A 24,840-nucleotide genomic window follows, 5' to 3' on the forward strand; every position below is an offset into this window, starting at 1 on the left:
CTATCCCTCTATCTCGTAATCAATAGGTGTTAAATATCCGTCACTAAGTTTAATTTCACCTTCGTGCACGCTTGTCTTAGCTGACCATATTCTTAAGGTTTTATCTTCCTTGTTTAAGAATGCTCCCGGATAAGGGCGTGTAACAGCTCTCACCAATTTGTCAGCTTCATCCATAGTCATGCTAGTTAATATTTCGCCATCTTTTGGTTTTCTACCCGGCCATTTAGTAGCATCTGCTTCATGCTGTTTTACAAGGTTAATATTATTAGTAACAATATCTTCCCAATACTTTGCAATAAGACTGATGTGCATATCATCTACTTTTTCATAGAGTTCGGTTGCTGTAGTACTTTCATTAAGTTGTATAACACCTTGTCCTATAATATCACCGGTATCAACGCCTTCATCCAACTTAAACATTGTTACCCCTGTTTCATCCAGCCCTTTAATAATAGCCCATGGTATTGCCGCTCTTCCTCGCCCTACAGGTAATAATGTCGGATGCATACCAATACAACCATTGTTAGGGGCTTCAAGTACTTCTTTCTTTGCGATTTGCGACCATCCTATAATGAACAGCCAATCTATTTGATGTTCTTTCAAAGCATCAAGTACTTCTTGATTATTGATATTATCAATTTTTAATAAAGGTACATTATGCTTAGCTGCGAAATCATCAAGATATATTCTTCCAGACTTATTTTTAGCCTTTTCATCTTTAAGAGTAATAAGTAAGTCTAAGTTACCCCCAACACGATAGATTTCTTCAATACAGCTTAGCCCTAATTGAACGCAAGTGGCAAATGCAATTCTCTTATTCAAAGTCTACCATCCTCTCTGCTTTCTAGAATCCACGTCTAAATACACTCTCAAAGGCTTCTGCATATACCATTCCAGCTTGACTGCCACGGTATGCAGCTAAACCTTTTATCGCTTCATTGCTTCTAGGATGAGGGTAGTCTCTCATTACTCCTCGGTACTGGGCTAGAGCCTCTAATTTTTTATCGACACTTCCTTCACCAACTTCAATGAAAGTATTTGGTGAAAATTGATTCATAGTTTTATTTACTCCCCATTCCGTTGAAGATGGGACTTCCATAAAGAGTAGTTCTTTTAATGGTCTTACATCACTTCTACGTTGGAATAACCTCACTGAAGCTTGGCACGCAAGAGAAGTATGTAAGTGATCATTATTTAAATCTGCAGGATGGTGAGTGAATACTACATCCGCTTCCGTTTCAATAATAGATTTTTCAATAAACTGTACTAGTTTTAAATGTGGAACCGTATTAAACTCAATGTTTGGAAAGTCCCCTGTAATAACTCTATCTACACCAATAATATTCATGGAGCTATTCACATCTTCATTTAACTCATCAGTACTTGGTCTGTGGTTCCTTACATTAACATCTCCAGAAAGTATACAAACATTTACTGAGTGTCCTTCCTGTGCAAGCTTATTGATTGTAGCTCCCGCCCCTAGTACTTCATCATCTGGGTGGGCAATCACAACTAAATATGACATTTCACTTACCCCTTTTTATGAAAATCTTTACACTTTTTAAAACCACTTAGTGATTTAATAGTTGCTTGGATAACAATTCGGTGATCATCCAAGTAACTATTGAGACACCAAATTCTTAGGCTATCTCACCTACCTAATGTAAGTCACCTTTTGCTAGAGTTGTCTATGCCTCAGAAATCTCCACATAAAACAACTACGTTTAGTGATAAAAATTAAAGAAGACGTTATTTATCAACTTGAAAGTTCTTCCTTAATAGGATGGGCTCAAAGCCTGTCAGTCACTATAAACAGCCAAAGCAAAAGGTCGCTTCAAACGAAGCAACCTTATTTTTCATTACAGAACGCTCAACTAACTCTTTAATTACCCCGCTGTTGGAGTACCCTTCAAATCCCCCGGACTTGTGTTACTCCTAACAACTAAAGCACTTGTTCTAAAAATTCCTGTTTCTTTGGTAGACTGTTATTAGCAAGAGCAAGCGCATACTCTTTCAAATCATCCACGTCACTATATACATGATGATCAACCAAATACTGCACAAGCTGGTAATCGAACTCGACGGTTTTGCCAATAAATATCTTCGGAAATACTGGCTTCTTATTCACTTCTTTATCACTTAGAAGTTCTTCATACATTTTCTCACCCGGACGAATCCCATTAAATTGAATTGGAATCTGGTCTTCAGTAAACCCAGATAGATGAATCAAATTCCTTGCAAGATCGACAATCTTCACTGGCTCACCCATATCAAGCACAAATACCTCTCCGCCTCTTGCTAGCGCTCCTGCTTGAAGTACCAATCGAGAAGCTTCCGGAATAGTCATAAAATAACGAGTCATATCCGGATGAGTAACAGTAACAGGACCACCAGCAGCGATTTGCTTCTTAAATAAAGGAATAACACTACCACGGCTGCCGAGAACGTTCCCAAATCGAACAGCAACAAATTTAGTATGGCTTTGCTTACTGATATTCTGAACAACCATTTCAGCAATTCGCTTCGTAGCTCCCATCACATTCGGAGGATTAACTGCTTTATCGGTAGAAACAAGGACAAACGCTTTAACCCCTGCATAATGAGCTCCTTCAGCTACATTTTTCGTTCCAATGACGTTATTCTTAACAGCCTCTTTCGGATTTGCTTCCATTAGTGGAACATGTTTATGCGCTGCGGCATGATATATATAGGAGGGGGCATATTCCTGTACCACTTGGAATATACGCTCACGGTCTTGAACATCAGCAATGACGGTCACAAGTTCAGTATCCATGTCTAGTTGTTTGAGTTCCATATGTATCGTATAGATACTGTTTTCTCCATGACCTAATAAAATTAGTTGTTTTGGACCAAATTTCACCAGCTGCCGGCAGATTTCCGATCCGATGCTTCCTCCTGCACCCGTGACCATAACGGTTCTACCTTTAATTTCGGATTGGATCGAGTCAATATCAAGCTCGACCGGTTCACGGCCTAATAAATCTTCAATTTGTACGTCACGGATTTGATTGACAGATACATTGCCAAGGGCGATATCTTCAATCATCGGAAGAGTTTGTACATTGGATACGACGCTTTTCGCCTCTTTAATGATTTCTTTAATCCTGGCTTGATCAATAGAAGGCATAGCTATAACTATATGGTTAACTTTATGCTTATTAACCACTTCTTTTAGATGTTTACTGCTGCCTAAAACAGGGAGACCAGCAATACTCAAGTGATGCATTGTGAAATCATCATCAATGAAGCCTACAATATTCGTATTACTATCGTTAGAGCCTTTCATTTGACGGGCTAGCATCCGACCAGCTGAACCTGCACCTACAATTAACGTTTGCTTCATATTAGGATTTTTTTTCACCAATCGTGCTTTTTTACCTTTCGGATTAAAAGTCAGCCCGTAGGTTTTATAATAACGCCAAGCAAACCGCACCCCGCCAATTAATAATATGTGTAACATCCATGTAATAGCTAAAGCTCGTTCGTAAACCATTTCAAATGCCAAAAACTGAACTAAAGCTGCACTAATAATAGATAAAGTTACAACCACGATAATTCCAATCAATTCTTCCATACTTGCATAGCGCCATTTCTTTCTATACATCCCTAACACACCTGAGAACAAATGGTGCGTTAGTAACAAGACAATAGCTGAAACTAACATAATGCGATCAAAAACTGCCACATAGGGATTTAAGAAGAAATGGGACATGTAAATTGAAAAGGAAACGATAATCGAATCAATAAGTATCAATAAAATAAGTCTTTTCCTTAGAGAAGCAAACATTTCAATAACCCTCTCCTTTCAATATTGGTCTATGGATGAGTCTAATAAGTAATTATTTAAAGCTTAAATAATTATACTTACAACTTTTATGTAGTATGAATTTACTAGTTTCATTGAATTTATATAAGTTCATAACATTGTTCATTATAGCAGGTTTAGATTTCCGATTGAAGGGGAACAAGGTAATATTTTACACAATATTAATAGATTTTGTCTGAGTCTAATCACTTTCATATTAATGCGCTTACAGAAATAATAAAAAAACAACTCCTAGTCGTATAAAAAACTAGAAGTTGTTATTTTTTTCGTTATACAGCTTTTAGAATAGACCAAAAGTCTTTTTCTTCTTCACGTGCTGCGGGGGGTCTGAGGCTAATATCCCGTTTTCTAACAGCTCTTCAGCGTTCTCAGAAAGAAGATAAACCGTATCCAGCCCAAACTCTTTCCTTACTTCACTATAAGCCTCAGTCATACAGAAACCACGACTAGAAGTATTGTGAGCATCAGAAGCTATTAAGTGAGCCAGGTTCGCTCCTATTAATTGATGGGAGAACTTTTTAATTTTCTTACCGAAATGACCGCATACACTTCCTGCCGTGAGCTGAACGAATGCCCCATTTTTAACCAAAGTGTAAAGGGTATCTGGATGCTCCATAATATGCTTATTACGTTCGGGATGAACAATAATCGGGTGATATCCTTCCACTTGCAAATCAAACAGTAACTTACTTGTGTAGCGCGGGACACTGTCAGGCGGAAACTCTACGAATACAAACTTGGTATCTACATTAAGAGATAATACCTCTTCACTTTGTATGCCTTCCAGCATCTCTCCATGAATCCTCGTCTCTTGGCCGGGGAGTACCTTCAATTCCATTCCTCGTTCACTTAACTGCCGATTTAATTCACTAACTTGAATCAATATATCATTTTTATAATTATTATAGGTTCCATTCATATGGTGCGGCGTCGCAATGATGGTATCAATTCCATCCTCTACAGCTGCTTTAGCCATATCCATACTTTCTTCCATGGTTTGCGCTCCGTCGTCTACCCCCGGAAGAATGTGGCTATGAATATCGATCATATGCCGGACTCCTCTCTATATCATATTCTTAGGTTATTAGTCTTATAAAGTCTATTATAGAGTATATCAGTTTAAGGTCTCGAATTGAAGATATTTTAGAAGAATCATTTTGTTTTTTATACTTCAAAATCCAACATTTTTGAATATTTCTAATAATTTATTATAAAAAAAGAGAGGAAAGTTCCTCTCTCTAGTTTCCGTAATAATAATAGTAGTTACTGTCTTTAACATCCATATCATTCAGTACCACACCAAGTATATTGGCTCTTGATTGTTCCAATTGTTCTTTCGCTTTACCGGCTGCTTCCTGTTCAGTCTGCTTACTGCGGACAACCACTAACGCGCCATCTACAAACTTAGATAACACTTGAGAATCGGCAACCGCTAGTACAGGCGGCGTATCGAAGATAATCATATCATAGTGTTCTTTAGCTTCTCCAATTAACTTCTCCATCATCGTGGACCCTAGTAATTCTGAAGGGTTCGGAGGAATCGGCCCGGATGGAAGAAGATCCAGATTTTCTACACGGCTTTCTTTCGCTAGTTCTTTCAGAGATCGATTCCTTACGAGAAAATTACTCAATCCTGAAGTGTTATCAGCACGGAAAGTATAGTGCACGGTAGGCTTACGAAGGTCTGCATCTACCAGCAATACCTTCTTCCCTTGTTGGGCAAATACCACTGCCACGTTAGCGGTTGTCAAAGACTTTCCTTCTGACGGACCGGGAGACGTAACAATCATGGTTTCGAGCTCTTTATCCACAGAGGCAAATTGTAGATTCGTACGGATCGTCCGGTATTGCTCGGCGATCGGTGATTTAGGATTGTCGTTGGCAATGATGCTTCGGACTGACGTTTGTTGGTTATTTTTCTTCTTACTAAGCGCCAATAGATTCACTCCTCACCTTTGTGTCTTCGGTCTTTTTTCTGGTTGGACGACGCTCCGGTAGATCTTCTTCCGTAATAGTTGAAACAACACCCATAACAGGAAGGTCTAAATGGCTTTCTATATCTTCTTCGGATTTAAGCGTATTGTCCAAGTACTCCAGTAAGAAGGCTATTCCTACTCCTACCATTATTCCAACAACTAAAGCAATGGCAATGTTCAATAAAGGTTGAGGACTTACTTGAGTCGGTGTTGAACCAACTGCTGCTTCGGATAGAACATTTACGTTATCTACGTTCATTAATTGAGGGATATCTTCTTTAAATACCTGAACCGTTGTGTTGGCTATGGCCGCCGCCTGCTGCGGATCTTCATCCGTTGCAACCACGTTAACCACCTGGGATTGTTCAGCATTGGAAACTTGAATCTTTTTGGATAACGCTCCCGCTGTTGCATCTAAACCTAACTCTTCAACCACTTGATCTAAGATACGCGGACTCTTAATAATAACATTATATGTATTAATTAGTTCTACGTTGGTTCTTATATCATTTACATCATAAGGGTTTTCTGCCGTTTCTTCCTGCGACTGATTGACAATGAATTGAGAAGAAGCCTCATAAGACGGTGTTAATACAAAGAAGGTGACTAAAGCACTAATAATGGCCGCTCCGGCAGCAAGACCAATAATAAGTAAAAGGCGTTTTTTCAGTACCTCAATTATTTCCTTAAGGGATATTGTTTCTTCCATTACTAAACCTCCAGATATTGTCGAATTTCAAAACATAGAGTCATTATATCATAGATAAATATGGGAATGAGTGCACACTTGTTATTTTTTCAAATAGTTTACAATCACAGACTAAAGTCTGAGGACCGAATGCACAAAAATCCGTAACATAGTTTATATCGACAAGTTATACCCATAATTAAATCGTAAATAAAGCTCTCTATATGTACTGAAATACAATGTGGGTGGTATAAGTAAGCACCACATTCGAAGTTAATTATAGAGATGATCTTCGTGATATATCTATTAATTCTTACCTTATTTCTAACTTGCGAGTTTATTCTCTCTATACTACTACAGTACTTTCAGTTCTTACATGAGAGGAAAAACTATCATAGATGAAATAAATTTCCATAATATGTAAGTTGGTTGAGTGATCAATTCTATAAAAATCCCACACTTTTGTAACCAATGCGAAAAATTCATAGAGGTTAGAGTCCGGTAAACCCGTGCCCTTTACCCCTTTTCTACTCTCGCAAACCCGTTGTCATTTAATTGTTACACAACTGTAAATTCATGACGTAAATTGTTGTGATACATTAGAAAAGGATTAAGAGAGACGAAAAAAATTTCAGGGGGATAAATAATTTATGAAGAAAGCTCTTATGTCGTTGCTCGCATTTTCTATGGTTTTTCTACTGTTCGTACCTAACTCTTTAGCCGGCTCAAGAATTGGGAACCAAATAGTAGATCTAGCATTCAAGTACGACTATGCACCTTATGTTTGGGGCGGAACATCTACTAACGGATTTGATTGTTCAGGATATACGCAGTATGTATATGATAAGGCAGGTATTGATTTACCTCGCACATCAAGATCACAGTATGGCGAAGGGGATTATGTAAAGCGTTCAAACTTGCAGCCTGGTGATCTCGTATTCTTCGGTAATCCTGTATGGCACGTTGGGATATACATAGGAAATAACAAAATGATTTCTGCTGAAAATCCGAGTGACGACATAACAGTTGCTTCTCTTACTGGTTACTGGGACCGCAACTACCGTGGCGCTAAGCGTGTAGCTGATGTTGGAGTATCCAGCAGTTCCCTTCCAACTGGAAGCTACCACGACCTTGATAGCGATCACTGGTCTGCAGATGCTGTAAGTTCATTAAGTAAACAGGGAATTATTGATGGCTATGATGGAGATCTATTTAAGCCGAAAAACGATGTAACTCGTGCGGAAGCTGCTAAAATGCTTGCCGATGCGCTTGATCTAGACAACGGCCACGGTTCAAGCTTCGATGATGTATCTTCTTCTCACTGGGCAGCTGACTACATTGAAGCTGCTGCAGATGAAGGTTATCTATCAGGCTATGAAGATGGTGACTTCAGACCTGACCAATCGATTACTCGTGCGGAAATTGCATCAATCTTCGCCAGAGCTTTTGATTTAAATGCTTATGGAAGCAACAAATTCTCTGATGTTAGAAGCAGTCACTGGGCGTACGACCACATTAAAGCCCTAAGTGCGAATGATATTACAGAAGGTTATGAAGATGGAACATTCCGAGTAGACAACGAAGCTACTCGTAGTGAGTTCGCAGTATTCCTATACCGCGCTTTGTAAGTTTTTAAACCTAAAAAAGGCTTTTTTTCCTGAAATAGGAAAAAAGCCTTTTTTATTGCTCTAGTTTTTCTCTTTCTTCTCTCAAATTTATACCTAGTTTCTTCTATATATAGCTGTTGTTGCTTCCTGTTTTTATTTCCTTCTTTGCCTTACTCTCCGTGAACCAAAACTATCATCTTTAAAGTTACTCTCTATTAATTAATGACATCACCTTCCCTAGAATAAGAAGCGCTATCCAAGCTGCTCCTCCTCCACCCAGCGAATAAATCACTCCCGTAAGAAAGTGATTAGAGGTAATATATTTATGAATAAAACCCGTAATTTGGCTATCAAGCATCATCCAGCTCAAAAGGACAACAAACATGAGTAATGCCCTAATCACCGGCACATTTCCCTCTCCTCTTTTCTTCATACACTTACCTCCTGAGTACTATTCTCCTGTAAATCGCAGGGAATGCCCTTTTAGGCTTCGAGCATTATCTATTACCTTCTTTAAGACTGGCTTGTATATATGAAGAAATACTTCAAAAAAGCAAAACTACTTTACACCTCCATATTTTTTCATGTGAACCCTCCTATTCTTGAAGGATTCCTAGTGAGGGGATTGATAGATTAACATTACCTTCTACAACATTACTATGAGTGACGCAAATATTCCGTATAACTGTATAGAGAGTACTTACCTTGATCCCTCATATAATTTATTAATCCATTTATCGTTAGGTCCGGAGGGTAACAGCGAGACTCCTGCGGGATGAACATGACAGGTAAGACCCCGGAAGGCGCAAGCCTGAGGCGCTGCAGGACGCAGGGTCGTTCGACGTTGCCACACGATGTGGCGGTCTTAGTCGAACCTCCACTGTGTTGAGTCCACGGAAAGCGAGCTGTTACCCGGAGGACCTTCATCATAACCAATACAACCTTATAGCTGACTGAATAAATACCTTTATAAAAACTAATAAAAGCGTTTAACAGAGAGATAAAAAAAGCAGCTAAGGCTCATAAAAGCCTCAGCTGCTTCTTCATATCTTACTTAATGAAACGATCATCCTCAGCTTTTGCAAGGAACATCGCAAATTCAGCACGAGTCGTGTCACGGTTCAGCTTGAACGTTCCATCTGGATAACCGATGGAAATCTTGTTAGCTGCCAGCGTATTGATGTAATCATACGCCCAGTGATCAAGAGGCACGTCACTGAATCCATCGTCGGTGCTGCCTTTCAGGTCATAAGCATCGACAAGGATTTTCGCCATTTCAGAACGCTTCAGGCTGGCTTTCGGATTAAAGTTGCCGTCCGGGGAACCAACCATAATTCCGCTTTCTGCAATCGCTGCGATATCAGCATAGCCGTAATCGCCTTTCTTCACATCATTGAAGTCTGGATTTTCGACATTGTCTGTGTCCAGGTCAAGGATACGAACAATCATTTTCGCGGCATTCACACGGGAGATGTCGTCATTGGTTCCAAAATCACCATTTGGATAACCGAGGATGACTCCGCCCACGTTCAGCTTCTGAATCACTTCTTCTGCCCAGTAATCTTCTGGAATATCGTTGAAGGATTTAGCTTCTTTATCAGATTGATAGATTGTGATTTGCTTGGTCGTTGTATTTCCAGCCAAGTCCACTAGTTCAATCTCAAAGGAGTTTTTACCTTCTTCCAGATTTACTGTTTCGCTGATGGTTTCTTCAATCGATCTCATTTCATATGGTTCTTTAAAGATGTTCTTATAAACTTCGCTGCCGTCTACATAAAGACGAAGCTCGTCAAAGTTATCTTTAACATTTATATCGAGTTCCGCTTCCCCTTGATCGGTGGTGTGCGGTCCATCGATAGATAGAACAGGGTTCGTGGAATCTAACATAAACCTTCTAATGAAGGAAATGTCATTGCCACTGTCGTCCACAGCTTTAAATTCAATTTCTTTGAATCCATCTTTCTTGAAGCTGATGGTTTCGTTGAAGTTGTAGCGCTGGTTTTCTTTATCCCAGTTCAATTTCGCTTCTTTGCCATTAATGGTCAGGCTCTCAACTTGAGAGTCATCTTCCACGTAGCCTGTTACGGCGACTTCTTTGTTATTGGTAACACTTAAGGCTTTTGGAGTAAGGGCAATAACACCAGGAATCGTATCATCCGCTTCTTCCATCACATTGTCAGACATTGTGTTTCCTGCATAGTCATGCGCAACGACTTTTACGTTATTCGCTTCGTCAGGATTTTTGACGGTGTACGAATCAGCGTCTGCCCCAAGGGAATCTTCAGAAACAAGTTCGCCATTTACAAGGACGTCAAAGTGAGATAGTCCTGTGTCTTCATCAAATGCATCCCAGTTGATTTGACCGCTCTCCTGATTGTAGGTCACCTCAAGAGAAGGCGCATCTGTGTCCACCTTGACAGGAATCGTAAAGGATTGCCATTCGGCATCTGGATAGTCTACTTTACTCTTAACTTCATAGTAGTACTGACCATCTTCTACGACTTCACCTTTCACCTTGCCATCCCAGGCAGCCGGTGCATAGATGTTGGCAACAGGTGCAGCACCTGCGTCATAGTAGTTCTTTCTCAGTTCATCACGGGTACGGATGGTGCGCAGTTCGTTTTTATCTTCATCTAAGATATTGAACTCAACATCCTTCGCATTTCTTAACAAAGAAAGATATGGTACAGCTTCTTCACGCGCTCCGTCTCCATTTGGAGAGAAACCGACGTTCTTCTCATCACCTGTTAATGCCGCATCCTCCGCTAATAGAGGGCTGACACCCAGGTACTCGTAACCAAGTTCCGATGGAGTTAACAAGCCGGTAGCACCATAGAAGGAATTGCCGTCTTCGTCATAAATAGTATCATCTACGACTGGTGCTTCATCCCATTCTCCGTGGTAGCCGACATAAGGAACATTAATTTCCGGGTTCGTGTCGTTCGGGTCTGTGAAGGTAACGAATCCTTCAACGAAGTGTCCATTTTCAAATAGTTGATCAAGCGGTAGGTTGTAGTTCCAGTCGACTGTATTTTCAAGATCGACGGTAACGTCTACTTCAACAGAGGAGTTGGCTGGTACGATAACCTGATAGCCATTTTCTCCTTCAGCACCGTTCGATGAGCTCATATCAATTGGGTATTCCCCTTTGAATGGACTCTCATCGCTGGTCGTTCCTTCTTTAAAGATCCCTTGTGTTTCTTCACGAATTTCAAAATTATTGGTATCCGGGTTCTGTACGACAAGATCTGTCTGAACGGTACCTTCTACATTATAGACCGCATTCTCGTCACTTACGTTCTCAAGTTCTACTGTGAACGTTTCTTGCGTGTCCATTTCTTTCAGTGAAACCTTACCAAGACCGGAGTCTTTTTCAGTTGCAACGACTGGAGTCTTCATTGCGGCATGTAAATCCATTAGTCCCGCTCCCTGATGACGAGGGGAATAATAGTAGTTAAGGTTCAGCGCATCGTTATACAATCCTTTATCAATTTGCGGAGCTGACGTATTCATTAGAATATTTTTCGTCATTTCCACACGGTTAGCATTTTCTAAACTAAATTCTTTGTCCACTCGCTGCATAACAAGGGCAGATCCACCTGCTACGTGCGGCGCGGCCATGGATGTTCCACTCATCAATCCATAATCATTGTCTTGCATAGTTGAAAGAATGCTTGCTCCTGGCGCCGTGATTTCAGGTTTGAAATCAAGGTTCGGTGTTACACCCCAGGAAGAGAAACCTGCCATACTTCCAGCTTGTGGGTTTTTCGATTTTACTTCTTCGCCTTTAAAGGCAATCTCAAGATTTTGTCCGTTATCTAAATATCCTTTCATCTCTTGTCCTGTAGACTGCAGGATGCCAAGCTGAGGAATGTTGATTTCGGAACTTGAAGCCATGCTGATATATCCACTTACGTTATTGTAGATAATGGCAGCGACAGCTCCTTCGGCCTGAGCGTTCAACGTTTTCGTTACAAACGGAGTTTCGCCTCGGCTGATCAGTGCGATTTTCCCTTCAAGGTCAATGCCCTCAAAGTCGTTCGCATTCGGGTTTGATTCCGAGTCGCCCGGCTTTCGGCCAAGACCGGCATCTACGACTTCGTAATAATTTTCTCCAAGTGTTTCAGGATCTACTTCACTTGCAGATAGGAAGGATACGGGATCTTTCGGCTCCCCATCTACTTGTGTATTGAAAGCACTCAGCATTAGGTATTCATTTTCAAAAGCAGCGACTTGCAGGGAGTCTGTTGATAATCCTGGAGCTCCAACAAGACCGGTATCCGGGTTCGCAGCAAACGGATTATTGAATCCGCCGCCGAAACGATCGGAGTTCCCGGCTGAAATCGCCATCATTACGCCGTTATTAACAGCTCTTTCAACTGCTTTCTGTTCTGGATCTTCTGGTAATACGAAGCTTGCTGTGGAACCAAGACTCATATTGATCACGTCTGCTCCAAGCATAATCGCATCATCAATGGCTTTGACATAGATATCACTATATGTGGACGGCATTTCCGGATCGTTACCAAACACTTTCAATCCGAGAATCTGGGCTTCTGGAGCTACCCCTTTAATTCCGCCATTATCTTCATCGCCATTGGCACCCACTGTACCGGATACGTGCATCCCGTGTTCAGAGGCCCCTGGTCCAAGGTCAAGGATCGTATCATTTTCGTCAGCATAGTTGTAGCCGTAAGGGACTTTCTCGGTGAAGTATTCCCCTTTCAGCTCTCCGGAATCTTTATATCCGGATACATCATCTTGACTAAGTTCAGGGTCGGTGTCTTCGCTTAACACCATATCCCTATGAGACGGGTCAATGCCTGTGTCAATAACACCGACAGTCATCCCTTCTCCTTTATATCCGTATTCCTGCCATGTTTTTTGAGCGTTTACAAGCTCCTTACTATATAACATTTCAGGATCGATCACTTCCGGACGCTCATATTCATGACTAATATGTACTTTGCCCACATTCGGAAGAGATTCAAGTACTTTAATAGCTTTGTAGTTTACAACTCCACTAAAGCCGTTTACAACGGTGGTAAAGCTTTCCTTATACTCCATTGGCACCGATTCAGCGGAAATGGATTGTTTTACTTTCTCTTGCTCTTGTAGAGCTTGCTGTTGTAATTGTTCTTTCTTTTCCTTAGGTAGTTCCTGGTATGTCTTACCTGTTGATTTCGCTTGCTCAATTGCCGGGTCATTCTTCAGTTCGACAATGACGCGAACATCATCGTTCGGGGAATATTCCTTCTCAGCATCCGTTTCCTTAATTTCCTTTTGGACCTTTGGTTTCGCTTCGGGTTCCGGCTGCTGTACATCCGCATTATCGGTTATTCCACTGGCCGCGAACACCGAGTTTGAAAAGGCGAGCAGGAAAATAAAGAATAGAATCAAACTCTTCTTCATGTTCAAATGGTTGTCCTCCTTATTATTTCTATCAAAAAACCTAAAATTACCCTCCTTTCTACTTTTTTACAACCTTAAGTATATTCAAATATTCATAAAATTACAAATTGTAACATTCAGGACCTTGTCCTCATTCAGTGGAAAAATCATGCAATAATGATAGAATTCTAGGTTTAAAAGACTAGGCACACGAAATGATTTTTCGTTCCCAAAACTTAACGTAATTCGTGTAGAAATGACAGGAGTTTCCATGGTAAAGTGAATGATAACTACCTAACCAAGGAGCATCCACCATGAAGAAGAAACTCTTCCCTGACAGAAGGGGACGTGAATGGAAGACTTACGAACAAGAACTCCGCGCCATCAGCCGATTGGAAGACGCGATGACCGCTCTCTCTGATGATGAACTGCGGGCGAAAACCAGCGAATTCAAGACCTCGCTGCTTGATGGGAAGTCCATTTATGACATTCGCACGGAAGCCTTTGCCGTCGTGCGCGAAGCTGCCCGCCGGGTGCTTGGCCTTCGTCCCTATGACGTTCAGCTGCTCGGAGGATTGATCATGTCGGATGGCCATATTGCAGAGATGGCGACCGGCGAAGGAAAAACGCTTGTGGCCGCCCTTTCCGGCTATCTGTTTGCCTTAGAGGAAAAGGGTGTCCATATGATTACGGCCAATGAGTATTTAGCACAGCGTGACTATGAACTTTTAAGTCCATTGTATGACTTCTTATGGATAAGAACTGGATTAAATATGAATCAAATCTCCCAATCTGAGAAACAAGCAGCCTATCAAGCTGATCTGACCTACGGGACAGGAACCGCCTTCGGTTTCGACTATCTTCGCGATCATATGACACGGGACCGAAAGAACCAGGTGCAGCGCCCCTATCATGTGGCGATTATCGATGAGATTGACAGCGTACTGATCGATGAAGCGAAGACACCGATGATCATCGCCGGCAAAATGGAAGCCCACGCGAATCTTCATAAGCTGGGAGCTCTGGTGATGCGTACGTTCCATAAGGATGTGGATTATCAGCTTGATCCGGAATCAAAAGCTGTCCATTTTACCGATCAGGGCATACATAAAATTGAGAGCGCTTTTGATATTGAGAATTTATTTGAGCTCGAGCATCAGACGCTTTACCACTACATGATGCAAGCGGTCCGGGCCCGGGTTCTTTTTCATAAAGATAAAGATTATGTGGTGGATGAACAGCAGATCAAGCTGATTGATACGTTCACTGGACGGCTAATGGAAGGTCGCACGCTCTCCGACGGGCTTCATCAGGCGCTGGAAGCGAAGGAAGGGCTTGCGATTACGGAAGAGAATAAGCCCCAGGCGTCGATTACGGTACAGAATTTCTTCCGGATGTACCCGAGGCTCACGGGAATGACCGGAACGGCGAAGACCGAGGAAAGCGAATTTCAGAGTGTTTATGGGATGAATGTGTGGTCGGTTCCGACGAACGAACCTGTGCTCCGGGAAGATCATCTGGACCAGGTGTACCTTACGCAGGCGGACAAGTACCGCGCGATTGTTCGTGAGGTGGAAACGGTAAACGCCTCAGGACAGCCGGTCCTGATCGGCACCTCCTCCATTTTGCAGTCGGAATACGTCTCAAACTTGCTACAGGAAGCAGGCATTCGTCATGAGCTTTTGAATGCGAAAAGTGTGGAGCAGGAAGCCCGCTTGATTTCGCTCGCCGGACAAATCGGCCAGGTGACGATTGCAACGAATATGGCCGGCCGCGGAACGGACATTGTCCTTGGTGAAGGCGTGGCCGCACTTGGTGGTCTGCATGTGATTGGAACGGAACGGCATGAATCGCGCCGCATTGATAACCAGCTGAAAGGGCGCGCTGGCCGCCAGGGTGATCCTGGCTCCTCCCGCTTCCTGCTTTCATTGGAGGATGAGATGTTCGAGCGCTTCGGAAAGACGGAACGGGACCGTAAATGGAAAGCACCGAAGACGAACGAAGACGGGTTAATTTTGAACAAGCAGATTCACGCGTTCATCAATACTGTGCAAAAAATCAGCGAAGGCACCCAGGCGAATATCCGGGCCTCCATCCTGAAGTTGGATGACGTGATCCATGATCAGCGCACCGTGGTGTACGGGCTGCGTGATCAAATTCTACATGCCGAAAATCCTATAAAGATCATCGCGCCGATGGTCCTGGATTACGTTAATGAGTTAGTGCAAACGTACTGTCCGGAAACGGCAGCTTCTGAAGAATGGGATCTGGATAAGCTCGAAAGGGATTTAAAACGGGCCGCACCGGGAATAGATATTCAAATTGCTCAGGTCGATTATGAAGATCAAGCCGAGGTTATCTCCGATCTTCATGCGCTGGCCGAGCGTTATCAGGGGCAGATTCAGACGTATGAAAGCCGGCCGGAAGTGCAGCACAAGGTTGCGCAGGGCGCACTCCGGGTTCTTGACAGGCACTGGATCCGTCACCTGGAGATGATGAACCGCCTGAAAGAAGGCGTCGGCATCCGGCAGTATCAGCAAGAGGATCCGGTCCGGCTGTACCAGCAGGACGGCTTTGATCTGTTCAAGCATACGTTTCATGCCATCAAACGCGAAATGATCCTTTGGATGGCGGACGTGCTGGAGCCGTTAGAGAAATCCAAGGAGGAAACGAAACATGTTCGATTTTTTGAATCATAAAAAGCACAAGGCTGATGTAGCTTATGACGAAAATGCGGTGAACGCAGAGGAACTCGGTGTATCCGGGGAAGCATCAGAAGAAGAAACTGTTTATCCGGAGCTGTCCTTTCATCCGGACTGGCAGCTTGAGCAGGAAGATGAGTACGTGTACCGCTTCTGGAATAAAGAGCTGCCTCCGCTTAAACCGAACCAGTTCAGTATTCACGGCGTCGATCTGAAGCAGCTGAACGGCACACTCGTTGTTGAAGCCTTTGTGAGAAACTCCCTATCTCGAAGTATCAACCTGAAGACGATGACGATCCTCCTGCTCGATCAGCAAGGGTTTCCTGTCGCGAGAAAATGGTTTGATCTGAAGAAAGTCGGCACGGTACCGGCAAAATCCAGCCGCCCGTGGACATTTACGTTCGAAAAGCAGCACCGTGTGACGGCCGACGACAATCCGCCGGTGCATGGCTGGAAGCTCGTCATTGAACCCAGCCAGAAACACCGCCGGCACACGCTTGACTTGGATGAAAGTCTCGAGCATTCCCTTCCGGCAGGTGAAGCTGAGAAGCTCGAACGATATGTCGAAGGTCTGCAGCCGCCGAAGCCAGGTGAAATTAATTTTGTCAGTTTGAAAGCTGAGCAGAAAGAAGGTGCGCTCCACGTTGCGCTGTTGATTCGAAATGGCAGTGACCGATCGATTAACCTTCCCCACCTGCCGCTCCAGGTCGAGGATGCGACGGGTGATGTTGTGGCGCAGGGAGCGTTCAAGCTTGAGCACGTGGAAGTGAAAGGCAATACGAGTAAGCCGTGGACGTTTGTATTTCCGGAGTCGATGATCCTGAGTGAAACGATTGACCTGTCCCGGTGGAAAGCTTATCCGATTCACTAAACACGAATGAAGGATTTTTAGACGTAATCATAGGAAAGACCCGGTCTAATGGGGGACCGGGTCTTTTTGCTATGAATCTATAATTCGTCACTCAGGAGTTTTGCCATGATGACGGCAAACTCGGAGCGCTTAATCGCTTGATTGGGACGGTAGGTGCCGTCTGGAAAGCCTTTGACTACGTCGTTCGCAGTGAGCGTGTCAATATAAGAGGCTGCCCAGGAATCAGCTTTTACATCAGGAAAGGTGCTGGAACTCTGCCCTGTTAATTCGTAAGCGCGAACGACGAGTGTCGCCATCTCCGCTCGAGTCAGCGTGCCGTTCGGTTGGAAGGTGCCATCTTTATAACCCGATAAAATTCCGGCCTCGGTCAGTGCACCGATATATTCTGATCCCCAGTGGTGGCTGGGCACATCAGGAAAATCCGCTTCTTGCAGTGGCAGGTCCAGTTCTCGGGCAATCATCGTTGCCGCTCCCGCACGGGTAATCGCATCATGGAAACCAAACGTACCGTCCGGATACCCCGTCATCAGGTTTTCCCAGGACAGGTAGCTGACATAAGGTTCGGCCCACGTGCCGGTGACATCCGGGAACGTTTTTTCATTATATTCCATGCTCAATACATAGTTTTCGTTCCGGTCCGCTTCTCCTGTCAGGTTTTTCACGAGGAGATAGTGAGTGCCGCGTGTGATGCCTTCTATCGTAGCAGTCGTGGATTTCACCCCGTCCTCCTCGTCTTGCTGGGTCGGTGTTACTTCCAACGCTTCCATCGTCCCTTCCCCGTTATCGGTGTATACAGTCGCCTCCGGATCAATAGAGGAGGCATCAGCATTAGAGGCAAGCGTAACATCAACACTTCCTGAATAAGGGAAGTCAACTTCATAGTAATCGAGATCGGAAGGGTCAAAGGTTCCAATCCCTGCCTGGTCATAGGAAAGCTCTGTCGCAAATGACGGAAACTCATTCGGCTCCTGTTCATAAACGACTTCGTCTTTGTACGGATGATCCGGCCAATTGACTTCCATCACATACGATTCATCAGACCAGTGGTTGAAGTACTCATAAATCTCCACCGTGTACTTGCCGGGACTTGCTTCAAATGTGAAGGATTCGCCGTTTCCTTTCCACCCGCTATCAAAAACCTGACGTTCACCGTAGCGGTTGTAGACGACGGCCACGAGGTCTTCATTGTCCGATCGACTGGTGACGTCGACGCTCACCGTTGTGGGATGATCCACGCGGAAGTCATACCAGTCAGAGTCGTTCGGCGTGTCCAGATTTTCCCGCTTCGGCTGACCTTTTTCCAAATGAAAGGAAGTTTCCTGTTTGTCGCTTACATCATCGCTTAAATCAACGGCTGCTGAGGTGACGGCTTCAAAAGCATCTGGAACGCCGTATCCATACTCTTCGTCCCACCTGCTTGCGTTGGGGGTTTCTCCATGTTTTTCCATGGCCCATTCGATTTCATCCGGATTCCAGCCGGGGTTCTCTCCTATTATCATAGCGGCAAGTCCGGAGACAAGCGGCGCTGAAAAGGATGTCCCGCTCATACTAGTGTAGCCGCCCATATAAGACGTGCTGGTCAGAAAAACGCCGGGAGCTGTTAAATCAATCCAGGTTCCGTAATTGGAGAACGAAGCCTTGTCACCGGAGCGATCAGTAGCTGCTACACTGATGACTGGAAAGTAGGAAGCCGGATACGATGCACCCCGAATTCCTTCATTGGACGCCGCACCCACAAGAACAATTCCTTCGTTATGGGCTTTCCAGAGGGCCCGTTCTTCAGCAGCTGACTGATGATAAGCTCCGTAGCTCATGTTAATGACATCTGCTTCCTGGTCTATGGCGTAATAGATACCCGCCAAAACATCGGAATCACTGAATTTCCCTTCAGAATCTCCTACTTTAACCGGCAGAATTTTTGTATTCGGAGCAAGTCCTGCGATCCCCCGGTCATTGAAATTTGCCGCGATTAATCCAGCGATATGCGTGCCGTGGCCGTGATTGTCATCTGGGTTCGCGTCATCGTTAACGAAATCATAGCCAGGCAGGACAGCGCCCTGTAGGTCTTCGTGAAATTTATAGACTCCCGTGTCCAGTACCGCAACTGTTGTATCCTCAGAACCTCGCGTCACATTCCAGGCTTTCTCCATATTCATGTCATCATACTGATACTGACCTGAATATTTTGGGTCGGAAGGAACATAAGATGATTCACTTATATAGTCCGGATCGGCAGTAAGGATTGCCGGGTCTGCGTTTAATCGCTGCAGCACCTGGTGATAATCCTGGTCTTCCTTCACTTCAAGCAGTCGAAAGTTATGTTCTTTAAGGGCTTCTGCCAGAGGACGTTCATTTACTTCGTACCCTTCTGTTGAAAAAGAGGAAGACTCCTTCACTTCGATTAAGATACCTCGGTTATGTACGTCTTTCAGATCGACTTCTTCTACTTGCTTTGTTTTTTTGGATTTCTCTTTCTTATATACTTGCTTGACGGGTCTGTCATCCTTTCGGAAAGAATCTCCCGCTTCTGGTTTGGAAGTCTGTGTTTCTCCTTGAATGATCTCCTCTATAGGAACCTTATTCATTCTTTCTTCGGCCTGGACCGATGGTGATGGGGCCATACCTGCTAAGGCGGGCGCCACCAGGGTCAGGCTGATCACCATGGATGTAACAGAATACTTGGTGCGTTTCTTCATTCAATTCCTCCTACTAATCTATCAACGTTTGTAATCTAATCGTAACATTAAATGGATACTAATGGATATAGTCCTATATTAAACCACCACCGAAGACCCAGACCTGTTAATTACCACCTCCTTCCACCTCAGGTCATCCAGAATCTGGATGACCTGAGGTGGGTATATTTGGCAGTTTTGTTACAAACCCTTTTCAATAGACTAGATTGCTAGTATGGTAAGACTAAACAACTTGGAGGTACGCATAATGAGAAATTTGATGGTGTTTATAGCTGCATTCCTTTTGGTTACAGCTTTAACGACACAGCCCGCCCAGGCAGAAGATGCATTCCGCGACTTGGATCAAACGCCGTGGGCAAAGGAAGAAATCACTTATTTAAGTAACGAAGGGATTATTAATGGGTACGGGAACGGATACTTTGGTCCCCGCGATCCTATCACTCGTGCACAGGCAGCCATGATGCTTGTCAATGACTTGTATCCGAATGCCGTAGCCCAGGAAGATCCCGGATTTCATGATTTAAGCAGAGACAGTATTTACTATAATGCGATCGCCGTAGCAGCACAGAAAGGCTTAGTGTCCGGATATCCGGATGGAACTTACAAACCGGGCGCTGATATTAAGCGAGATGAAGCTGCCTTTTTGATCGACCGCGCTTATAATGTGAAAAGAAATTACGGGGAAAGTGTTTCCTTCTCCGACGTCGTTGACTACTGGCCGACTGGTGCCATCAAAGACCTAGCATCTCAGGGCATCATCAACGGATATACAGACGGCACGTTCCGCCCGACTAAATCGATTAACCGTGCTGAATTTTCGGTCGTTCTATCCTATACCGTTAATAAAAATCTTCGTCCTCTCGATGATATGACGGCTCATTTCATTGATGTTGGACAGGGGGACAGCACGCTGCTTGAAACGCCATCCGGCCAAACGATCCTGATCGATGGCGGCCGTAAATCAGCCGGAGAAGAAGTGGTGGATTACTTAGCATCTGCAGGTATCGACACGATTGATCTCCTGGTTGCTACTCACCCGGACGCTGATCACATCGGCGGCTTGATCGATGTGCTGGAAACCATGGACGTTAAGCAAGTGCTCGACAGCGGCAAATCCCATACAACTGATACTTACATGGAATACCTGGACTTAATCGATGAGAAGGATATTCCTTTTGATACAGCTTTCGAAGGTGAAGTTCTCTCCTATGAAGACATGAGTATGAAAGTGATGAACAGCGAAGAATCTTCAAGTGATAACAATGAATCCTCGATTGTGTTAAAGGTCACTCACGGTGAAGTTGATTTCTTATTGACCGGCGACGCTACCATTGATAATGAGGAAGAAATGCTCCCGGCTTACAATTTAGAAGCTGAAATATTGAAAGTCGGCCACCATGGTGCCTCCACCTCGACTTCTGATGATTTTATAGATGAAGTACAGCCTGAAGTGGGGATCTTATCCTATGGAGAGAACTCTTACGGGCATCCGGACTCTGAAGTGGTCGAACGTCTGTGGCAGGCTGACGTCAACCTTTACTCCACCTGTGACGAGGGTGATATTACGATCACCTCTACTGGAAGCAACTATGACGTGAACGCTTCGATCTTTGATGGCAGCGATCCTTGTATAGACGAGCAGAATGATGGTAATACTGGTGGCAATGACGATGAAAAGACCGGCCTGATTAACGTGAACACTGCTAGCTACGAGGAGCTGCAGGAGGTTAGCGGCATCGGTACGACCATTGCTGGGAATATCATCGAGTATCGTGAGACTTACGGTGCTTTCCAAACTTACGAAGAGCTGCTTAATGTGAGCTATATCGGAGAAGCCACGCTTGAAGAAATCAAGCCGCAAATTACACTTTGAGGTGAATGGTCCATGCGTTATACCATTGATCGTTTTGAAAACGGGAAAGCCGTTCTCTTAGAAAAAGGAAACGAATATAACGAAAAACTGGTTCCTATAGAGCGTATGCCTTCTCACGCCAAAGAAGGAGATCTGGTAGAACCTGCGGATCTCGGTCATGGCAAGGACTATCAAGTGCTTGAAAAGGAAACAGCCGACCGCCGCAAACAAGCCAAAGAAAAATTAGAAAAACTAAAGAAAAAATCCAAAAAGAAATAAAAGCGAACACCGAATACAAATACTACCACCTCAGGTCATCCAGATTCTGGATGACCTGAGGTGGTAGTTTATAACAATTCCGACAAGAAAAACCCGTAACGATCGATTCTTTTGATCGTTACGGGTTTTTTGTTTATTCTATTTCTTTATCAGTCACTGTCATTGTCGTTATTCTCATCTACAATACGATTTTCAGTAGTAGGTGTAACTGTGCCTTGCTCCGCTACGTAGTCTCTGAATACTTCCCAATCGGAAAGACCCAGATCTGTTACATCGCCATCATCATACGCTTGAGCAAATACGTCATAGCCATCGCCGCCTTTAGCTGTGAATGCGTTGGTTGCGATCGTATACGTATCTCCATCATTTAGTGTTTCCCATGAACCGTCTTGATTTACTTCCACTTCTTCGACACGATTACCGGCTTCTTTAGAACTGTCATAGGTGAAGTTCAATCCGGATACTTGCAGGAATCCACCGTTTTCTGCCGGAACCTCACTTACACTATGCTCAAGGGCTGTTTTAATTTCTGCACCAGTCAATTCCATCGTAGCAAGCGTATTACCGAAAGGCATAACGGTTAGAATTTCGCCCAGCGTAATTGGTCCTTCGTCAATCGAAGTACGGATACCGCCGCTGTTTTGGAAGGCTGCTACAACATCATCGTTGTATTCCTTCGCTTTATCCAGCATACCATCGGTAATCAGATTACCAAGTGCTGTCTCGCTGTTACGGACACTTACGGATCCTCCGTCACCAAGACGTGGATTAGGGAATTCGTCTGCAGCTACTCCTCCGCTTTCTTCGTTCTTAAGATCTTCTATGTCATCCGAGTATTTCTTCAATGCTTCTGCTGCTTCTGGATCTGCTTCTTTCTCTGACACATCAATCAGCTCACTGGAGTAATCCGTTACAACACCGTCTTCATCGAATTCAACATCCAGTGTCCCAAGGTTTCCTCCGTACTGACCAGCCTGTACGATAATCGTCGGTTCTTTCGGATCACCGTTTTCATCTGTCGTTACTTCTACAGCTTCATCTAAGCTGGTGTGGCTGTGGCCGCCAACAATAATATCAATGCCTTCCACTTCAGCAAGCAGCTGGTCATTGTCATAAGCAGGATTATCATTGAAACCAAGGTGAGTCAGCGCGATTACTTTATCTACGCCTAACGCTTCAAGAGCTCTTACTCGCTCTTCCGCCGTTTGAATATAGTTATCAAATGTAATATCTTCAGGGCTTGAAATATCCGCTGTTTCCGCAGTCGTTAAACCAAAGATTCCTACTTCTTCCCCATCAATTTCTTTAACAAGGCTGTTGTAGATTTCACCATTATGTGGAAACTTACTAATGTAGCTATTATATAGCCCTTTCATATTTTCATCTTGAGAAAAATTAACATTTGAGCTGACAAACGGGAACTCTGCTCCTTTTACAAACTCAGCAAGGGCCTGGTGTCCTTCCGCGGAAGAGCCAAGATCGAATTCATGGTTGCCGAAAGTCATGGCATCATAGTCCATCATATTCATAAACTCGAGATCCGCCTGACCTTTAAATTCATTGAAATACAGCGTACCAGAGAACACGTCTCCAGCATCCAGCAGCAGCGCATCCGGATTCTCAGCACGTACTTCTTCCACCGCTGTTACGCGTTTCGCTACGTCATCCAAGTGACCATGTGTGTCATTGGTGTGCATAAGCGAAAGGTCAAAATCCGATGGCTTCGGCAGTTTTGAACCGAATTCATAGTCTGTGTTCGCAAGAAGCCAGGCGAAGTCTCCGCGCTTCACATCAGCATCGGGACCGAAATGCTTCTTATCCTGTCCTACAATTAAACCATTGGCATAAAGCGTTTCAATCGCTGTTTCGTACCAATCGCCTTCCTCAACATCCTCAAATGGATGTCCGGCGTCTACAGGTTCAATTTCATAGGCTTCCATAATAATCTGAGCAAATTCAGCGCGGGACATTTTTGCTTGCGGAGCAAAGGTGCCATCGTCCATCCCGTGAATAATACCAGATTCGTGAAGGGCATTGACCGCATCCGCATACCAGTGATCCTGATCAACGTCTGGATAAGGGGCAGGATCGGCATTCAAATTCAGATCAAGAATTTTGGCCAGCATGAGAGAAACTTCAGCACGCGTAACGGAGTTGCCCAAACGGAATGTCCCATCTTCATATCCCTTTACAACGCCGGCCTCCGCCAGCTGGTGAATGACTTCGTAATAAGGATGATCCTCGTGAACATCCGGGAATGTTTCTTCTGCGGAAATGCTGACAGCTGGAGTTAAAGCGGACGCCACTAGAGCGGCTCCCATGGAAGATACCACAAACTTGCTATGTAGCTTTTTCATTTTAATAAAACTCCTCCTTCAATTTATGAATCTGGCTTTCTATTTTACGACCGTGGCAAATAGTATTTATGTACTCTACTTTCCTCCCTCATTTCGATAAAAAGTCTACACTATAAATCTTACACGATTGTCCATAAAATTCCTCTAAAATCTTAAAATTTTACAATTTTTTTACCGGAACTCAAGAAAGATTGATATTTTTTAAGATTGTGGCTTCCTTTCGTGCAAAAGACTAAAAGACACGGAGCTGACGATTTTTCATAAAACATTCTTCCATTAAAGTGTAAGACTCAGTTTCGAGATAAATGGGGCCCGTTACGATATAAGGAGCGGGCTGTCGGGGAAATAACTCGCTTTCCTATGGGGGAACGGTGAGCTTCCTCGCTCGTTTCACTCCCTGCGGGATCTCACCTAGTCCCTTCTCCCATGGGAGTCTCGCCTTTTCCCCATACCCGTCAAGCTAAGCTCATAATTTCGTATAACCCTTTATAAACGTTATCCTTCTTTGAAGAATTTTCTAAGAAAGGATGATCTTATGGGTATCAAAAAACACCTTCGGTCTATGGCTCAAGCT

General features: G+C 43.8%; 15 protein-coding genes. 5 read left to right on the forward strand and 10 right to left on the reverse strand.

All coding sequences use genetic code 11. From position 1 onward, the window contains the following. The 6 genes from ACTWPM_RS03015 to ACTWPM_RS03040 all read right to left on the reverse strand — a co-directional run bounded on the left by ACTWPM_RS03015 (position 1) and on the right by ACTWPM_RS03040 (position 6,532). Positions 1-822: a formyltransferase family protein gene (locus tag ACTWPM_RS03015; protein WP_443131586.1), complete on the reverse strand. Its 822-nt coding sequence runs from the start codon at positions 820-822 to the stop codon at positions 1-3. A 22-nt stretch (positions 823-844) separates the two neighbouring features. Then, a complete protein-coding gene (locus ACTWPM_RS03020; protein WP_443131587.1) occupies positions 845-1,525 on the reverse strand; it encodes a PIG-L deacetylase family protein in 681 nt (226 codons plus the stop codon). Between the two features lie 417 nt (positions 1,526-1,942). After that, positions 1,943-3,808, reverse strand: coding sequence for a polysaccharide biosynthesis protein (locus ACTWPM_RS03025; RefSeq protein WP_443131588.1), 1,866 nt, complete (start codon positions 3,806-3,808; stop codon positions 1,943-1,945). 319 nt (positions 3,809-4,127) lie between these two features. Continuing rightward, positions 4,128-4,895 carry a tyrosine-protein phosphatase gene (locus ACTWPM_RS03030; RefSeq protein WP_443131589.1) on the reverse strand — a complete coding sequence of 256 codons (768 nt, stop codon included), beginning with the start codon at positions 4,893-4,895 and terminating at the stop codon, positions 4,128-4,130. A 190-nt stretch (positions 4,896-5,085) separates the two neighbouring features. Next, entirely contained in the window at positions 5,086-5,784 is a 699-nt protein-coding gene (locus tag ACTWPM_RS03035) for a CpsD/CapB family tyrosine-protein kinase (protein WP_443131590.1), read from the reverse strand. Further along, a complete protein-coding gene (locus ACTWPM_RS03040) occupies positions 5,774-6,532 on the reverse strand; it encodes a YveK family protein (protein ID WP_443131591.1) in 759 nt (252 codons plus the stop codon). Before ACTWPM_RS03040 ends, ACTWPM_RS03035 begins: the two co-directional genes overlap by 11 nt. Before the next feature lie 629 nt (positions 6,533-7,161). On the opposite strand from ACTWPM_RS03040, the gene ACTWPM_RS03045 reads away from it, so the two are divergent. Then, complete coding sequence (locus tag ACTWPM_RS03045) at positions 7,162-8,139, forward strand: C40 family peptidase (RefSeq protein WP_443131592.1); 978 nt, start codon at positions 7,162-7,164, stop codon at positions 8,137-8,139. Between the two features lie 184 nt (positions 8,140-8,323). Here ACTWPM_RS03045 and ACTWPM_RS03050 read toward each other — a convergent pair whose 3' ends face one another. Together ACTWPM_RS03050 and ACTWPM_RS03055 are read right to left on the reverse strand one after the other, a co-directional pair. Beyond that, positions 8,324-8,551, reverse strand: coding sequence for a hypothetical protein (locus tag ACTWPM_RS03050; RefSeq protein WP_443131593.1), 228 nt, complete (start codon positions 8,549-8,551; stop codon positions 8,324-8,326). 617 nt (positions 8,552-9,168) lie between these two features. After that, the gene (locus tag ACTWPM_RS03055) at positions 9,169-13,530 is read right to left on the reverse strand and encodes a S8 family serine peptidase (RefSeq protein WP_443131612.1); all 4,362 of its coding nucleotides are present in this window, start codon (positions 13,528-13,530) and stop codon (positions 9,169-9,171) included. A gap of 293 nt (positions 13,531-13,823) precedes the next feature. Between ACTWPM_RS03055 and secA2 the strand changes: the two genes are divergently transcribed. Both secA2 and ACTWPM_RS03065 read left to right on the forward strand, forming a co-directional pair. Beyond that, positions 13,824-16,208, forward strand: a complete 2,385-nt coding sequence (gene secA2, locus ACTWPM_RS03060) for an accessory Sec system translocase SecA2 (RefSeq protein WP_443131594.1) — start codon at positions 13,824-13,826, stop codon at positions 16,206-16,208. Beyond that, the gene (locus ACTWPM_RS03065) at positions 16,186-17,082 is read left to right on the forward strand and encodes an accessory Sec system S-layer assembly protein (RefSeq protein ID WP_443131595.1); all 897 of its coding nucleotides are present in this window, start codon (positions 16,186-16,188) and stop codon (positions 17,080-17,082) included. The genes secA2 and ACTWPM_RS03065 overlap by 23 nt, the downstream gene beginning before the upstream one ends. A gap of 77 nt (positions 17,083-17,159) precedes the next feature. Here the strand turns inward: ACTWPM_RS03065 and ACTWPM_RS03070 are convergent, their stop codons facing one another. Next, positions 17,160-19,778 (reverse strand): S8 family serine peptidase, encoded by a 2,619-nt coding sequence (locus ACTWPM_RS03070; protein WP_443131596.1) that lies wholly within the window; start codon positions 19,776-19,778, stop codon positions 17,160-17,162. A 247-nt stretch (positions 19,779-20,025) separates the two neighbouring features. Between ACTWPM_RS03070 and ACTWPM_RS03075 the strand changes: the two genes are divergently transcribed. Both ACTWPM_RS03075 and ACTWPM_RS03080 read left to right on the forward strand, forming a co-directional pair. Then, positions 20,026-21,651, forward strand: a complete 1,626-nt coding sequence (locus ACTWPM_RS03075) for an S-layer homology domain-containing protein (protein WP_443131597.1) — start codon at positions 20,026-20,028, stop codon at positions 21,649-21,651. Between the two features lie 12 nt (positions 21,652-21,663). Continuing rightward, a complete protein-coding gene (locus ACTWPM_RS03080) occupies positions 21,664-21,909 on the forward strand; it encodes a DUF3006 domain-containing protein (protein ID WP_443131598.1) in 246 nt (81 codons plus the stop codon). A 149-nt stretch (positions 21,910-22,058) separates the two neighbouring features. On the opposite strand, the gene ACTWPM_RS03085 is transcribed toward ACTWPM_RS03080, so the two are convergent. Further along, positions 22,059-24,266 carry a 5'-nucleotidase C-terminal domain-containing protein gene (locus ACTWPM_RS03085; RefSeq protein WP_443131599.1) on the reverse strand — a complete coding sequence of 736 codons (2,208 nt, stop codon included), beginning with the start codon at positions 24,264-24,266 and terminating at the stop codon, positions 22,059-22,061. Between the last annotated feature and the right edge of the window lie 574 nt (positions 24,267-24,840).

The sequence above is a fragment of the Halobacillus sp. K22 genome (genome assembly GCF_052246795.1).
Lineage (GTDB): Bacteria > Bacillota > Bacilli > Bacillales > Halobacillaceae > Halobacillus.

Excerpts from the sequence above, each read along its gene's own strand:
- secA2 (WP_443131594.1), top strand. The coding sequence starts at position 13,824 with ATGAAGAAGAAACTCTTCCCTGACAGAAGGGGACGTGAATGGAAGACT.
- ACTWPM_RS03085 (WP_443131599.1), bottom strand. The coding sequence starts at position 24,266 with ATGAAAAAGCTACATAGCAAGTTTGTGGTATCTTCCATGGGAGCCGCT.
- ACTWPM_RS03065 (WP_443131595.1), top strand. The coding sequence starts at position 16,186 with ATGTTCGATTTTTTGAATCATAAAAAGCACAAGGCTGATGTAGCTTAT.
- ACTWPM_RS03045 (WP_443131592.1), top strand. The coding sequence starts at position 7,162 with ATGAAGAAAGCTCTTATGTCGTTGCTCGCATTTTCTATGGTTTTTCTA.
- ACTWPM_RS03050 (WP_443131593.1), bottom strand. The coding sequence starts at position 8,551 with ATGAAGAAAAGAGGAGAGGGAAATGTGCCGGTGATTAGGGCATTACTC.
- ACTWPM_RS03055 (WP_443131612.1), bottom strand. The coding sequence starts at position 13,530 with ATGAAGAAGAGTTTGATTCTATTCTTTATTTTCCTGCTCGCCTTTTCA.
- ACTWPM_RS03020 (WP_443131587.1), bottom strand. The coding sequence starts at position 1,525 with ATGTCATATTTAGTTGTGATTGCCCACCCAGATGATGAAGTACTAGGG.
- ACTWPM_RS03025 (WP_443131588.1), bottom strand. The coding sequence starts at position 3,808 with ATGTTTGCTTCTCTAAGGAAAAGACTTATTTTATTGATACTTATTGAT.
- ACTWPM_RS03040 (WP_443131591.1), bottom strand. The coding sequence starts at position 6,532 with ATGGAAGAAACAATATCCCTTAAGGAAATAATTGAGGTACTGAAAAAA.
- ACTWPM_RS03075 (WP_443131597.1), top strand. The coding sequence starts at position 20,026 with ATGAGAAATTTGATGGTGTTTATAGCTGCATTCCTTTTGGTTACAGCT.
- ACTWPM_RS03070 (WP_443131596.1), bottom strand. The coding sequence starts at position 19,778 with ATGAAGAAACGCACCAAGTATTCTGTTACATCCATGGTGATCAGCCTG.
- ACTWPM_RS03030 (WP_443131589.1), bottom strand. The coding sequence starts at position 4,895 with ATGATCGATATTCATAGCCACATTCTTCCGGGGGTAGACGACGGAGCG.
- ACTWPM_RS03080 (WP_443131598.1), top strand. The coding sequence starts at position 21,664 with ATGCGTTATACCATTGATCGTTTTGAAAACGGGAAAGCCGTTCTCTTA.